Origin of the sequence: Bacillus xiapuensis, from assembly GCF_002797355.1 — a bacterium.
In the GTDB taxonomy this organism is placed as follows: Bacteria; Bacillota; Bacilli; order Bacillales; family Domibacillaceae; genus Bacillus_CE; species Bacillus_CE xiapuensis.
In genome coordinates this window covers 1,113,893-1,129,000 of record NZ_KZ454939.1, presented here as the reverse complement: position 1 = coordinate 1,129,000, position 15,108 = coordinate 1,113,893, and the positions used below count along the sequence as shown (strand labels likewise).

Genomic DNA, 15,108 nt, shown 5'->3' with positions numbered 1-15,108 from the left:
ATAGAATAATATCAAATAACACTATTGTTTGTAAAGGTTTTTTTCTTTACATAAAAGGGAATTTGAAGGGCATGCCCTTTTTCTTGCCTTTTTGCTGCATGCCAGACATTTGTTTCATCATTTTTTTCATTTCCTCGAACTGCTTCAGCAAGCGATTCACTTCCTGAATGGACGTGCCGCTGCCTTTAGCAATTCGTTTTCGTCGATTGGCGCTGATGATTTCCGGGTGCTGCTTTTCTTCCTTGGTCATTGAGCGGATAATAGCTTCAATATGACCAATTTGTTTTTCATCCACTTGAATATTATTCAAGCCTTTCATTTTATTCGCGCCCGGAAGCATCTTAATAATTTCATCCAATGGTCCCATTGAACGAACTTGACCGAGCTGCTCAAGGAAATCATCAAACGTGAATGACATCGTCCGCATCTTTTGTTCTAGCTCTTTCGCTTTCGCTTCATCGACATTGGACTGCGCCTTCTCAATCAACGTCAGGACATCGCCCATGCCTAAAATACGGGAAGCCATTCGTTCCGGATGAAAAGGCTCTAAAGCGTCTAATTTTTCACCCATACCGGCAAACTTAATCGGCTTTTCCGTCACCGCGCGGATGGACAGAGCAGCTCCCCCGCGCGTGTCGCCATCAAGCTTGGTTAAAATAACCCCGGTTACGCCCAGCTGCTCATTAAAGCTTTTCGCCACATTGACGGCGTCTTGACCGGTCATAGAATCCACGACAAGAAAAATCTCGTCGGGTTTGGACAGTTCCTTTATTTCTTGAAGCTCGCCCATTAATTTTTCATCCACATGGAGACGGCCGGCCGTATCGATCAATACGTAATCATGATGATCAGCTTTTGCTTGTTCGATCGCTTGCTTAGCAATCTCAACGGGATTCACTTGATCGCCTAAAGAAAAAACCGGCATATTTAATTGCTTGCCTAAGGTTTGCAGCTGCTTAATGGCCGCTGGCCGGTAAATATCAGCGGCAACGAGCAGCGGCTTGCGGTTGTAACGCTTGCGAAGCAAGTTTGCCAGCTTTCCGGTAGTGGTTGTTTTCCCGGCTCCTTGCAAGCCCACCATCATTATGACAGTCGGCGGCCGCTTCGCTGCAGCGATTTGACTTTGTTCTCCGCCCATCAGCTCCGTCAGTTCTTCCTTAACGACTTTGATCACCTGCTGGCCCGGCGTTAAGCTCTTCATGACCTCTTGGCCGACGGCGCGTTCGCTTACTTTTTTAACAAAGTCTTTCACCACTTTAAAGTTAACATCCGCTTCCAGCAGAGCAAGGCGCACTTCGCGCATCATTTCTTTTACATCCGCTTCGGTTACTTTCCCTTTGCCGCGAATTTTTTGCATCGTATTTTGCAGTCGGTCGGCTAATCCTTCAAATGCCATCTGTGCCGCCTCCTAATCTAATTTCTCGAGCGCTTCAATGATCGGAAGCACGTTTTTTGGAGCTCGTGTTCTCAGCTGCTTCAGCAGTTTGGTGCGCTCTTGAAATTTTTTTAATAACAATAATTTGCTTTCATACTCCTCCAGCATCAATTCCGTGCGTTTAATATTGTCATAAACCGCCTGGCGGCTTACTTTATACTCTTCCGCAATTTCGCCGAGAGAGAAATCATCCAAATAATAGAGGGACATGTAGCTGCGCTGCTTATCCGTTAACAGCGACTGATAAAAGTCATAAAGAAAATTCATTCTCGTCGTCTTTTCAATCACTGGCAGCCCCTCCTTTTGTTAAGTTAAAAACCTTTACACTCAGTTAGTGTACCCGCAAACAGGAATGTTGTCAAGAAAAGATCTTTACACAAAAAAAGAAAAGCGGCCCGCTTGGAACTGCCGGTTTCAATCTTCGTTTTCGTTTTCTGTTTCCTTCTCCTGCAGCATACCGGAAAATAAGCCATACACATATTTCTCAGCATCAAACGGCTGCAGATCATCCACTTTTTCTCCAAGACCGACAAACTTGACAGGAATATTCAGCTCTTTGCGGATAGCCAGTACTATGCCGCCTTTTGCAGTGCCATCCAACTTAGTTAACACAATTCCCGAAACATCCGTCGCCTCTTTGAAGGTTTTTGCTTGAATCATCGCATTTTGTCCGGTCGTAGCATCCAGGACAATCAGCACTTCATGCGGAGCATTTGGCACTTCCCGTTCAATAACGCGCTTCACTTTCTCCAGCTCTTTCATTAAATTCACTTTATTTTGAAGACGCCCAGCTGTATCGCAGAGCAAGATATCCGCTTGGCGGGACTTCGCCGCACGCACCGCGTCATACATAACAGCCGCAGGATCGGAGCCTTCCTTTTGCTTGATTACCTCTACTCCTGTCCGTTCTCCCCACACTTCCAGCTGTTCGATCGCCCCGGCACGGAACGTATCTCCCGCAGCCATCAGTACTTTTTTGCCTTCTGATTTATATTTATGCGCTAATTTTCCAATGGTGGTGGTTTTACCGACGCCGTTTACACCCACGAATAGAATGACGGTCAATCCATCCTCCTGCATATTGACTTCATTTATCGCTTCATCGCTTCCCTGATAAATTTCAACCAGCTTTTCCGTTATGATGTCCTGCACTTCGGCCGGGTCTTTGGTATTGCGGCGCTTCACTTCGAATTTAAGCTTCTCAACAAGCTCCATCACCGTATCAAAGCCGACATCAGCACCAATTAAAATTTCTTCCAGCTCTTCGAAAAAATCTTCATCAATTTTGCGGTAGCGGGCTACCAGATCATTCACTTTATTAGTAAAGCTGTCCCTCGTTTTCGTCAACCCCGATTTAAATTTCTCTGTCGCTTGATCGGTGGTAGATGTAAATTTCTCTTTAAGCTTTTTAAAAAAACTCATCTAGCGATTTCCTCCTTTAACGTTGATGCTTCTTCCATTCTGACGGAAACCAGCCTGGATACGCCGGATTCCTGCATGGTCACGCCATATAGAACATCCGCTTCTTCCATCGTGCCTTTGCGGTGAGTAATCACGATAAACTGCGTGTCAGCACTGAATTTCTTTAAATATTGGCTAAAGCGCTGAACATTCGCTTCATCAAGCGCTGCTTCCACTTCATCTAGCACGCAGAAAGGAACCGGGCGCACCTTTAAGATGGAGAACAGCAAAGCTATGGCTGTCAGGGCTCGTTCTCCCCCTGAAAGCAAGCTTAAACTCTGCAATTTCTTCCCTGGCGGCTGCGCGACGATTTCGACCCCTGTGTTTAATAGATCATTCGGATCCGTTAGCTTCAGCTCTGCTTTCCCTCCTCCGAATAGCTCTTGGAAGACCGGAAGAAACTGCGTGCTGATTGCTTGAAAGGTCTCTTTAAACCTTCTGACCATCTCTTCATCCATCTCACGGATGACTTGAAGCAGCGTATCCTTCGCTTCCTGCAGATCCGCTCGCTGCTCTTGTAAAAATGTATAGCGCTCATGCACCCGTTCATATTCGTCGATGGCACCGAGGTTGACGTTTCCAAGCTCTTCAATCGCCAGTTTAATCAGCTTAATTTTCTTTCTCACTTCTTCAATTGGCTCCGGGAGAGGATAGCTGTTTTTTGCGGCTTCATAGGATAGCGAATAGTCCTTGCTTAATTGCTCCAGTCTGTTTTCAAGCTCAACATCCAAACGGTTTATTTTGACTTCCTCATCTTGCACCGCTTCATTCATGGCCTTATGTAGGCGACGCAATTCCTTGAGTTCAAGTTCTTCATCTTCGAGCTTTTGCTGTTTATCCATACGCTCCTTGCGCCGCAATGAAATCAGCTCTGCCGTCCGTTCTTTATCCTGCTGCTTTTTGCGGACAGCGGCTTTCAGCTCTTCTTCCCCCTGATCGCTATTGGTCATTTCTGATTTCAGCCAATTCAATTCTTCTTTCCACTGGCTGTATTTCTTTTCGGCAGCGGCCAATTCCTGCTCCACTTGTGAAAGCCGCAACTTCCCGGCAGACAACTGTTCATTCTTGACAGCAAGCTCCGACTTGAGTTCGCTGATATCATCCAAAATCTCTGCCTTCAATGAACTTTCTTTTTGCTTTTGCTCTGTTAACCTTTTAATTCGGCCATCAAGGTCCGTCAGTTCTTCCCGTTTTGCAGCAAGCTGTTGTTCCACCGCGCTGCGGCGATTGGCCAGCCGTTCTTTTTCCTCTTTAAATTCTTTCATTTCTACATCATATAGCGCCAGACGATCATTGATCGTTTTAAAAGAAAACTGCCATTCCAACAGCTCATTCTTCCAATTTTGCTCGTTCATTCTCAGCTGCTCTCCGCGATGGCGCATCTGTTCTAGCACCGCTTCTTTATCCGCTATCATTTCTTTCAGCTTTTTGACTTCCCGCTCGACAGCCGCTGTTTTCTCTTCCATAGAAACAAGCTTTCCCTTTAAGCTTTCCAATTCATTTTTCCGGCTTAACAATGAAGAAGATTTTTGTTTGACTGCCCCGCCTGTCATGGAGCCGCCTGGATTGACCACATCTCCCTCCAGCGTCACAATCCGGTAGCGGTAACCGAGCATTTTCGCCAGTTCATTAGCGCCGGCTAAGTCTTTGGCAATCACCACAAGTCCTAATAAGTGAGCGATCGCCGAGCTGTATTTTGGATTGTAGCGGATAAGCTCAGCCGCAATGCCAACGAACCGGTGATCGTTCTGCAGGCTTTGCCGAATAGACGGCGGGAATTTCTTTTCTTTCATCGCCGTCAGCGGCAAAAACGTCGCCCGCCCAAACCGGTGCTTTTTCAAATAAGCAATGGCCTGCCGGGCAGATGCTTCATCCTTTGTAATGATATGCTGCATGCTGCTGGCGAGAGCAATTTCCAAAGCGGTTTCATATTCTTTCGGCACATCGATAACTTCTGCAACCGCTCCCTCAATGCCGGACAGGGTTTGGTTTCTTGCTTTCAATATTTCTTTGACGCCTTGAAAAAAGCCTGAATAATCTTCCTCCAACGCCTCCAGCATTCCTTTGCGCGATTTCGCTTCCTGCAAAATTTTATAAGCTTGATATAGATTGCTTTCTTGTTTGGCATACTTGGACTTCAGAGCCTCGAGGGTCTGCTGGTCTGTGCGGAACGTCTCCACATAAGAGGCTAATTCCTGCTGAGCAATGGTCAGATTGGATTCTATTTCTGCTTTTTTCGCCTCTATCCGCTCTCTCTCCGCCACCTGCTTTTCATTTTCCTTTTCAATCCGCTGCTTCTTGCGGGCAAGGAGCTCCGTCTGCTGATGAATGTGAGAAAGCTCATTTTTAGCAGAAGCTTGTTCGTTTAAGCTTTCAATATAGTCCGCTTTTAATGTTTCAATCGTATCCTCAATGTTTTGCGAAAGATGATTCAGCTCTTGCTGCTTTTCCGTCAGCAGCTCCTTCAGCTTGGATGCTTCTGTCTGATCATGCTCCACTTTCTGTTTTAATTCCGCGGCCTGCTGAGATAGCTGCTTGATTTGGGCTTCAGATTCTTTCATATAGCCCGCCAACTGGCTTTCATTGTGAACGGCATTTCTCTTGCGTTCCTTCAGCACCTGCTTGCGCCCTTCCAGCTTTTCTAATTCCTCGCTCACCGCCAGCAAGACATTTTGCAAATCATTCACCGATTCATCAATCGCTGTCATTTGATCGCGAAGTTCAGCCGTTTTCGCTTCCTTCTTCTGCAGCCTTGAAGAAAGCTGAAGTTCTTCCTGCTGATGCTCCGCGAAGCTTTGCTTCAGCTCTTGCCACTGTCCGTGCAACTGATCAATTTCATACACGATGCAGGCGATGTCATAAGCCGTCAGTTCTTCCTTCTTTTCCATGTAGTCCTTAGCGATGGAAGCTTGGATTTTCAGCGGTTCTATTTGCCCTTCAAGCTCATGCAATATATCCTGGACACGATTTAAGTTTTCTTGTGTTTCCGTTAGCTTCTGTTCTGCTTTTCGCTTGCGTGTTTTGTACTTTAATACACCGGCAGCTTCTTCAAAAATCGTCCGGCGGTCGATTGGCTTGCTGTTTAATATTTCTTCTACCTTCCCTTGTCCAATAATGGAAAAGGCCTCTTTACCAAGACCTGAATCCATAAATAATTCTACGATATCCTTTAAACGACACGGCTGTCTATTAATGAAATATTCGCTATCCCCCGACCGGTATACCCGTCTCGTCACATTAACTTCATTGTACTCAATTGGCAGCCTTTGCTGTTCGTTGTTCAAAGTTAACGTCACTTCTGCAAAATTAAGCGGTTTCCGGCTGTCGCTTCCAGCAAAAATAACATCCTCCATCTTTCCGCCCCGCAAGCTCTTTGCTGATTGTTCGCCAAGCACCCAGCGAATCCCGTCTGTAATATTGCTCTTGCCTGATCCGTTGGGTCCTACAACAGCTGTCACCCCATCAACGAAATCCACGGACACCCGCTCAGCGAAAGATTTAAAGCCGGCGATTTCTAATCTTTTCAGGAACATGTTTCTTTTCCCTACCTTCTATTCTGTCTGTTGCCGAAGCGCCATTAAAGCCATTTGGGCAGCTAATTGTTCCGCTTCTTTTTTCGATCTTCCTTCCCCCGTGCCGAGTACGTCTCCGTTCAGCGCTACTTGCGAAACGAATTCTTTGCTGTGGGCCGGGCCTTTTTCTTTAAGAATTTTGTACTCAAGCTGCCCCTTTGTATTGCGCTGCACCAGCTCCTGCAGCTGACTTTTATAATCCATCACATGAGAAAAAGCACCGGAATTCACTTTTGGAAAGACGATATTTTCTAAAAACTGAAGCACTTGCTCCATGCCTTGATCTAAAAATAAAGCGCCGACAAAGGCTTCAAATACATCTGCTAAAAGAGCGGGTCTCATGCGCCCTCCCGTCATTTCCTCTCCTTTTCCTAAAAGCACAAGCTGACCGAACTCCAGCTCATTGGCAAACGTGACAAGCGATGGCTCACAAACGATAGCCGCTCTCAGTTTCGTTAAATCCCCCTCCGATAACAGCGGATATTTTTTAAATAAAAAATGCGAGACGGTTAATTCTAAAACGGCATCTCCTAAAAATTCCAGTCTTTCGTTATCTTCATGAGGCTTTTTCCGATGCTCATTCACATAGGATGAATGTGTGAATGCTTGCTTTAATAATTTCTCATCATTAAATTGAATGCCCAGCTTCTGCTGAAACTGTTTAAACTTCTCACTTTTTCGCTGTGATGCTTTCCAATAATCTTTATGTGGTTTCCTCATAGGACATCCTCCGCTATCAAACAAATTTACATCCAAAGACAGTTTAGACGAAAATGAAAAAAATCGCAAAAGAAGAAAGCCCCGTTCATAACGGAGCTTGCAATCTTCCCAACGATTAGTTTTTGCTGTTTATGTAGTTCACAGCGTCACCCACTGTTGCAATCTTTTCCGCATCGTCGTCAGAGATTTCCATATTGAACTCATCTTCTAACTCCATGACAAGCTCTACCACATCTAAAGAATCCGCTCCAAGATCTTCTTTAAAAGAAGCTTCCAGCGTTACTTGAGACTCTTCCACTCCAAGACGATCGACGATAATTTTCGTTACTCGCTCTAATACGTTTTCCATTACGTTCACCTCCCCTCAAGTCATTATAGACGATTTTTCATCAAGATAAAATAAATTTTCAATTGAAACGGCACCAGCAGCTATTGCTTGCCGCTCGTCTTACATAACCATGCCGCCATCTACGTGCAATGTTTGGCCGGTTATATACTTTGCATCTTCGGATGCCAAAAATACAGTTGCTTTGGCGATATCGGCCGGTTCACCGAAGCGGGCCAGCGGAATTTGGCTGAGCATCCCTTGCTTTGCCTCTTCCGGAAGGTCTTCCGTCATGTCGGTTGTAATAAAGCCCGGTGCAATGGCATTGACCGTTATGCCGCGCGACGCCAGCTCTTTGGCTGCGGTTTTCGTGAAGCCAATGACTCCTGCTTTAGCCGCGACATAATTGGCTTGACCGGGATTTCCGCAAACGCCGACAATCGACGCAATATTAATAATCCGGCCGCTTCTTTGCTTCATCATTGGTCTAGTGACCGCTTTCGCACAAAGAAACACACCTTTTAAATTAGTGTTCATGACCTCATCCCATTCTTGCTCCTTCATCCGCATAAGCAAGTTATCCCGGGTAATGCCGGCATTGTTCACTAAGATATCCACCTTGCCGAATGTGTCCACCGCTTGCTTTACCATCTTTTGCACAGCTTCTCCATCCGCCACGTTACACTGAATCGCCTTCGCTTGACGGCCAAGTGCTTGAATTTCTTGCACCACCGCATTGGCCTTCGCTTCATTGCCTGCATAATTCACAACTACATCCGCTCCTTGACGGGCAAGCTCCAATGCGATCTCCCGGCCAATTCCGCGGGATGCCCCTGTGACTATTGCTGATTTTCCATCAAGCTTCATTTGGCTACCTCCTTCAATTCCGCAATTGCCTTTCGGATCGTTTCTTCATCTTGAATAGCCATAACCCGAACTTGGCGATTGATTTTTTTAATTAATCCGGACAGCACTTTTCCCGGACCTATTTCAATAAAGGTATCTACACCCGCAGCAATTAACGCTTCTACACTGTCTTGCCAAAGTACCGGAGAATAGAGTTGCTGAAGCAGCTTCTGCTGAATGTCACTTGCTTTCTGCACCGCTTTAGCATCCACATTCGCCATCACCGGTACATCACAGTCAGAAATCGTGATTTCATTCAATACTTCTTCAAGTTGTGCTGTTGCAGGCTTCATTAAAATCGAATGGAAAGGACCGCTGACATTAAGCGGAATAACGCGCTTAGCGCCCTGTTCCTTCGCTAGCGCTGAGACCTTGTCCACCCCTGCCGCTGTGCCGGAAATAACAATTTGGCCAGGGCAGTTTAAATTGGCAAGCCCGACAATATCGCCGTTAGCAGCTACGTGATCAACGATGTGCTGAAGCGCATCCCGCTCCATACCTAAAACGGCTGCCATCGTCCCCTCTCCCGCTGGCACGGCCTGTTCCATAAATTGGCCCCGCTTGTGGACAGCGTAGACCGCCTCTTCAAATGATAAGGCATTGGCTGCTGTTAACGCCGTATATTCCCCTAAGCTGTGTCCGGCCATATAGTCAGGCGTGATGCCTTCTCGAGTAAATCTTGTCAGCACGGCTATGCTGGCTGTTAACAAAGCAGGCTGCGCATTCATCGTGAACGTGAGCTCTTCCTGCGGCCCTTTCCACATAATATCGCTTAAAGAAAAGCCCAGCTTCTGATCCGCTCGTTCAAACAATTCACGAATGTCTTGATGTTCATCGGCAAGAGACCGGCCCATACCGACAATTTGGGATCCTTGTCCCGGAAATACAAATGCTATTTTCCCCATCGTGTTCTCCTCCTTACCTTCCTTCCGCAGCCGCTTTTTGAATCATGGCCGGAACATTCGCTTGAGCCATTGAGTACGCTTGCTTGAGCGCATTATAAAATGCATGGGCATTCGATGATCCGTGCGCTTTAATAACCGGCGCTTTTAATCCGAACAGCCCGGCTCCGCCGTACTCTGTATAATCCATTTTGCTTTTCAGCTTATACAGCTCGTCTTTTAACAGACCCGCTCCGATCTTTGCTTTGAATGATGACGTCAGCGAGGACTTCAGCATGGAAAAGATAGAGAGGGCTGTGCCTTCTAATGTTTTAAGCACCATATTGCCTGTAAATCCATCTGTCACAATGACATCCGCCGCACCGTTGAGCAGTTCTCTCGATTCCACATTTCCAATGAAATGCAAATCGGTTTGCTGGCTCAGCAGCTCAAATGCGCCTTTCGTCAATTCATTTCCTTTCTTCTCCTCTGTTCCGATATTTAACAGACCTACTTTCGGGGAAGAAATACCTCTTACTTTTTCCGCGTAAATCGAGCCCATGAGCGCATACTGCACTAAATGCTCCGGCTTGGCGTCGGCGTTTGCTCCAAGATCCAGCATCACAAACCCTTTTCCGTCAACTGTCGGCAATGTAGGCGCTAAAGCCGGCCGCTGAATACCGTCGATCCGGCCAACGATAAATAACCCTGCTGCCATCAATGCACCTGTGTTTCCTGCAGAAACACAAGCCTCAGCTTTGCCGTCAGCCACCGCTTGCGCCATCATTACCATGGACGCTTGTTTTTTTCGCCGCACAGCCCGCACCGGTTCATCTGTTCCTAAAATAACCTCATCGGAATGAATAATTTCCACCCGGCTGTTGGGGGTTAAATATTGGTTAATTTGCTCTTGATCTCCAAAAATCAGCACTTCTAACTCGGGGATTTCCGCTAACGCCTGATTAGTTCCTAAAATGATTTCTTTCGGTGCATGATCGCCGCCCATGGCATCTACCGCTATTTTCATTTCGTTTCATCCTTTGCTGATATATTGGAACGATACATCGTAAATTCTCCTTGAAATACAAGCTCCTGGCCCACATAGCTGTTCACTTCAACTGTTGTCCGTTCTTTCTCTGTATTCACATTCGTCACCTTAGCTTTCGCTACTACCCGCTCACCTTCATAAACCGTGCGGGTAAAACGAATATTCGCTTTAGCCGTCAAAGCCAGTTCATCGTTAATGACAGCAACCGCAAGCGAATTGGCTTGGGCGAATAAGTGATGACCGCGGGCAATGCCGTTTCTTGTGAAGACGTGATTCTTCTTGACATCAAAAATAGAGATCGCGCTTTGGTCAAGTTCAATGTCAATCACTTCACCAACTACTTCCTCAATTGGCAGCGAGCGCACTTCATCGGCAAGCTTTTCTTTCGCAACATGCTTGATTCTTTCACGAAGCTCAGGTATGGACAGCTCCATCCGATCCAAACGAATTGTCTGCACGCTCACTTGAAAGCGGTCAGCCAGCTCTTCATCTGTTACAAAAGGATTGTCAGCAATCGTCTCCTGAAGCTCTGTTTGTCTGTCTTTTTTTGAACGTCTCATCCACTTCACACCATCCGATATTAGGACTAGGTACTAATAGTAGTATAAAAGCTTAAAAAAAAGAATGCAAGAAAAAACTTGCATTCTTTTTAAGAGAAAAGCAAATACGATCCCCTTCCTCTGTTTAACTTGAAAACGCTGATGAGACCGGAAGCATCACATCGAGCAAATCCATCCATGAAAGAACAAGTGAGACCGCGGCGGATACTGCACCTGTCAGCAGAGGGATTAGAAGAAAACCCTCCCTTTCCTTCTAATCCAATTTCTCCCCGGACAGAACACCTGATTTCTCCAAGCAGTCACGAAGAAACAGATATGCGCGATCCGTCCAAAACGCGTCTGATTCCACCATTTGTTTGGCATCTGCCCTCGCCGCTTCAAGCGTGCGGTAATCGTGAACCATGTCCGCCATTTTAAACTCGGGAAGTCCGCTTTGCTTTTTCCCAAAAAAATCTCCGGGACCGCGCAGCTCCAAATCCTTTTCGCTCAGTGTAAAACCGTCATTCGTTTCCGTCATGATCTTCATTCGCTCTTGGCCAACCTCCGTTTTCGGATTAGCCAGCAAAATACAATAGGATTGCTCATCTCCCCTTCCGACACGGCCGCGCAGCTGATGAAGCTGAGAAAGTCCAAAGCGCTCGGCATCATAGATGACCATCACAGTAGCATTCGGCACATTCACTCCTACCTCTACCACCGTAGTGGAAACAAGCACTTGAACCTGTCGCTCGGCAAAACCTTTCATGACCGCTTCCTTCTCATCCGCATGAAGACGTCCGTGCATCAGACCGATGCGGTATCGCCCGTGGAAATAATGCACAAGCTGAGCATGTACATCCAACGCGTTTTGCAGATCCAGCTTCTCGGATTCTTCGATTAACGGGCAAATGACATACGCCTGCCGCCCCTTGGCCAATTCTCTTTCCATAAAGCCAAGCACGCGGTTCAACATCTCCTCCCTTGCCCAATACGTTTCGACCGGTTTGCGCCCCGCGGGCATTTCATCAATGACCGATACGTCCATTTCCCCAAACACCGTGATGGCTAACGTTCTCGGTATCGGTGTGGCCGTCATGAACAGAACGTCCGGATTTTCTCCTTTCTCCCTTAGCACCCTGCGCTGTTTGACGCCAAACCGATGCTGTTCATCTGTAATGACGAGACCCAGATTATGAAAATTCACATCCTCCTGAATGAGAGCATGCGTTCCAACCACTACATCAATTTCGCCGGTTGCCAGCTTGGAAAGCAGCTCTTTTCTGCGGTTTCCTTTTACAGAACTCGTAAGCAGAGCCAGGTTCAAGCCCATTGGTTCGTACATTTTTTGAAGCGATTCTGCGTGCTGCTCCGCTAAAATTTCAGTTGGGACCATCAGCGCTCCTTGATGCCCTGCCGTCACGCTGGCATAAAGACTAACCGCGGCCACGGCGGTTTTGCCGCTGCCGACATCTCCTTGAAGAAGGCGGTTCATCCGATAAGGAGCTTTAAGATCCTTACAAATATCATTGATCACTCTTTGTTGAGCCTTCGTCATCGTAAAGGGCAATGACTGAATGAATTGCTTCAGCTTGCTTAAATCGTAATGTTGCGCGGTCCCCTTTGAATGCTCCCGTTCAAACTTTCTGAGCGCCTGCATTTTCAATTGGAAATATAGAAATTCTTCATATACAAATCGCCGCCTTGCCTGCTTAATGTCCTCCTGACTGGCCGGAAAGTGAAGCTGATGAAGGGCTTCACGGCGGCCGCGCAGTTTATACTTATGCAAAAGCGGTTCAGGAAGCGTTTCCTCGATGAACTCTCCATACTGTGACAGCGCCTGTCCGATAAATTTGCGAAAGGGCTTTTGGGCAATTTCCCCTTTTAATAAGTAAACGGGCTCAAAGTCTTTTTGGTTCTGATGAGGACCGCCAGTCAGCTGCTGGGCAGTGATCGTTTGGCGGTGTTTATCCCACTTACCCGTGATCGTGACGGTGTCATTCAAATTGATTTTATTCTTTAGGTAAGGCTGATTAAAGAATGTAACATTGATTAAATAGCGGCCAACGAGCAATTTAAACGTCAGCCGCGATTTTTTTTTGGCATAAAACATCACTGCAGGCTGGCTGTGCACTTTTCCTTCAACGGTCACTCGCTCTTCATGGGCAACATCTGCTAAATCGCGAAGACGATAATCCTCATATCGAGAAGGAAAGTAATCGAGCAAATCCTTGATTGTGGCGATGCCAAGCTCTTTTAATGATAATGCCGTTTCTTTTCCAACCCCCTTTAACGCTTCCACTGTTTGCAAAAGCGGTGAATTACTCTCTGTTACTGCTGTTTCGCGTTCCATATATTTGTCCCTCCAGCTTGCGCCCGGTTGGCGTGGCAGCGAGACCTCCTCCCGCTGTCTCCCTTAAGGCAACGGGCATCGTTTGGCCAATTTGATACATTGCCTCTATCACTTCATCGCATGGGATTCTGCTCGTAATGCCGGCAAGCGCCATATCCGCCGCTACGATCGCATTGGCTGCGCCCATCGCATTCCTTTTCACGCACGGCACTTCGACTAATCCGGCCACCGGATCACAGACAAGGCCCAGCATATTCTTCAGTGTGATCGCCATCGCCTCTGCGCTCTGCGCAGGTGTTCCGCCAGCCATTTCCACAATTGCTGCCGCCGCCATCCCGGAAGCAGACCCTACCTCCGCCTGGCATCCTCCAGCTGCTCCTGAAATAGAGGCATTATTCGCCACAACATATCCGAAAGCACCCGCCGTAAACAAAAAACGAATTTTCTCTTCTTTTGTCGGCTTTAATCTTTCTTGAACGGCAAATAATGTTCCGGGAACGACGCCGGCGCTCCCGGCCGTCGGCGTGGCACAAATAGTGCCCATCGCTGCATTCACTTCATTCGTCGCCACAGCTTTGCTGACTGCATCCAGCAATAAAGGCCCCGAGAGCGCATTCCCCTTTTGAATATACTCCTGCAGGAGGACTGCATCTCCCCCGGTTAGCCCTGTAAGAGATTGTACGCCTTTCAGTCCGCGATCCACCGCTTTCTCCATTACTTCCAAGTTTCTTTCCATAATGGATAGGACTTCCTTATATGATTTTTCCGCGAGGCTCATTTCCTGCTCAATCATAATATCTGAAATTTTTTTATGCTGGCATTGAGCCAGCTCAACCAACTCAGCCACACTTTTAAGCAAATGGCTCCCTCCTGTTCCTCTTTTCAGTGGAATCATGATCAGTCGGCGATCCGAGCAACTTGGATGACATTGGGCAGCAAGCGGATATCATCCAGCACTTCTTCATCAATCGCATGATCCACTTCAATAGTCATCATCGCCATTTCTCCTTTGGCTTTCCGGGAAACTTCCATATGGCCGATGTTAATCTGATGTTTTGCCAGCTCGTTAGCGACGGTTGCAATCGCACCGAAGCGGTCATTATGAACAACTAATATAGCGGGATGATGACCCGAAAGCTTTAATTCAAATCCGTTTAGCTCCGTGATTTCAATCTTGCCCCCGCCAATCGAAATACCGGCAAGTTCCATTTCTCCAGTGCTGTCCCCTATGCGGATTCTTGCCGTGTTGGGATGAGCAGGAACCGCCACTTCTTCGATAAATTGAATCTTCATTCCCCGGCTTTTCGCTAAAGTAATCGCATCTTTGATTCGTTCATCACAAGGGTCGAAACCCAACAAGCCGCCGATGAGCGCTACATCTGTTGCATGCCCTTTATACGTTTGAGCAAATGAACCGTATAAAGACACAGTCGCCCACTTGGGTTCTCTGCCGAATAACTCCCTGGCAACCCGGCCAATTCTTGCCGCTCCAGCCGTATGTGAACTGGAAGGCCCAATCATCACCGGGCCAATAATATCAAAAACGCTTTTATATTTCATAACGCTGCCTCCTTTCGTCTCCTGAAGTACGTAAGCCGCAAGCCTTCTTTATCCCGCGCATAGGAAGCCTTTATCTCCCGCTTCAGCAATCGGAGGAGCAGAAGTATAAGTGTCCGCTGGGAGAATCACGGCACCTAAATGCCCGGTTCATTCGGGCCTGCACGGAAGCGGATCAAAAAGGCGCTGCAGCAGGACGTTGCGGTGGTAGCCTTTCTTCTTTTTTTCAGCAGCGGGCATGAAAGAGCATCCCGCTGTCTGAAGATGCTCTTTATCTATTCGTCTCTATCTCATTTTATAACGCTGTCGCTGAA

Annotated in this window: 13 protein-coding genes; all 13 read right to left on the bottom strand. The window is 47.0% G+C overall.

Annotated elements, in window-relative coordinates:
- Positions 1 to 46: 46 nt before the first annotated feature.
- The 13 genes from ffh to sdaAB all read right to left on the bottom strand — a co-directional run bounded on the left by ffh (position 47) and on the right by sdaAB (position 14,797).
- Positions 47 to 1,396, bottom strand: coding sequence for a signal recognition particle protein (ffh, locus tag CEF20_RS05660; RefSeq protein WP_100330886.1), 1,350 nt, complete (start codon positions 1,394 to 1,396; stop codon positions 47 to 49).
- A 12-nt stretch (positions 1,397 to 1,408) separates the two neighbouring features.
- Positions 1,409 to 1,723 carry a putative DNA-binding protein gene (locus tag CEF20_RS05655; protein WP_100330885.1) on the bottom strand — a complete coding sequence of 105 codons (315 nt, stop codon included), beginning with the start codon at positions 1,721 to 1,723 and terminating at the stop codon, positions 1,409 to 1,411.
- Positions 1,724 to 1,849: 126 nt separating this feature from the next.
- Complete coding sequence (ftsY, locus tag CEF20_RS05650; protein WP_100330884.1) at positions 1,850 to 2,857, bottom strand: signal recognition particle-docking protein FtsY; 1,008 nt, start codon at positions 2,855 to 2,857, stop codon at positions 1,850 to 1,852.
- Positions 2,854 to 6,429, bottom strand: coding sequence for a chromosome segregation protein SMC (smc, locus tag CEF20_RS05645; protein ID WP_100330883.1), 3,576 nt, complete (start codon positions 6,427 to 6,429; stop codon positions 2,854 to 2,856). The genes ftsY and smc overlap by 4 nt, the downstream gene beginning before the upstream one ends.
- Positions 6,430 to 6,447: 18 nt before the next feature.
- Positions 6,448 to 7,188: a ribonuclease III gene (gene rnc, locus CEF20_RS05640; RefSeq protein ID WP_100330882.1), complete on the bottom strand. Its 741-nt coding sequence runs from the start codon at positions 7,186 to 7,188 to the stop codon at positions 6,448 to 6,450.
- Between the two features lie 115 nt (positions 7,189 to 7,303).
- Positions 7,304 to 7,537 (bottom strand): acyl carrier protein, encoded by a 234-nt coding sequence (gene acpP / locus CEF20_RS05635; protein WP_100330881.1) that lies wholly within the window; start codon positions 7,535 to 7,537, stop codon positions 7,304 to 7,306.
- A 99-nt stretch (positions 7,538 to 7,636) separates the two neighbouring features.
- The gene (gene fabG, locus CEF20_RS05630) at positions 7,637 to 8,380 is read right to left on the bottom strand and encodes a 3-oxoacyl-[acyl-carrier-protein] reductase (RefSeq protein WP_100330880.1); all 744 of its coding nucleotides are present in this window, start codon (positions 8,378 to 8,380) and stop codon (positions 7,637 to 7,639) included.
- Entirely contained in the window at positions 8,377 to 9,324 is a 948-nt protein-coding gene (gene fabD, locus CEF20_RS05625) for an ACP S-malonyltransferase (RefSeq protein ID WP_100330879.1), read from the bottom strand. Before fabD ends, fabG begins: the two co-directional genes overlap by 4 nt.
- A gap of 13 nt (positions 9,325 to 9,337) precedes the next feature.
- Complete coding sequence (plsX, locus tag CEF20_RS05620) at positions 9,338 to 10,327, bottom strand: phosphate acyltransferase PlsX (RefSeq protein ID WP_100330878.1); 990 nt, start codon at positions 10,325 to 10,327, stop codon at positions 9,338 to 9,340.
- Positions 10,324 to 10,908 carry a transcription factor FapR gene (fapR, locus tag CEF20_RS05615; RefSeq protein WP_100330877.1) on the bottom strand — a complete coding sequence of 195 codons (585 nt, stop codon included), beginning with the start codon at positions 10,906 to 10,908 and terminating at the stop codon, positions 10,324 to 10,326. Before fapR ends, plsX begins: the two co-directional genes overlap by 4 nt.
- Before the next feature lie 253 nt (positions 10,909 to 11,161).
- Positions 11,162 to 13,237 (bottom strand): ATP-dependent DNA helicase RecG, encoded by a 2,076-nt coding sequence (gene recG / locus CEF20_RS05610; RefSeq protein ID WP_100330876.1) that lies wholly within the window; start codon positions 13,235 to 13,237, stop codon positions 11,162 to 11,164.
- Positions 13,206 to 14,096 (bottom strand): L-serine ammonia-lyase, iron-sulfur-dependent, subunit alpha, encoded by an 891-nt coding sequence (gene sdaAA, locus CEF20_RS05605; RefSeq protein ID WP_100330875.1) that lies wholly within the window; start codon positions 14,094 to 14,096, stop codon positions 13,206 to 13,208. Before sdaAA ends, recG begins: the two co-directional genes overlap by 32 nt.
- Positions 14,097 to 14,134: 38 nt before the next feature.
- The gene (gene sdaAB, locus CEF20_RS05600; protein WP_100330874.1) at positions 14,135 to 14,797 is read right to left on the bottom strand and encodes an L-serine ammonia-lyase, iron-sulfur-dependent subunit beta; all 663 of its coding nucleotides are present in this window, start codon (positions 14,795 to 14,797) and stop codon (positions 14,135 to 14,137) included.
- Positions 14,798 to 15,108: the final 311 nt, after the last annotated feature.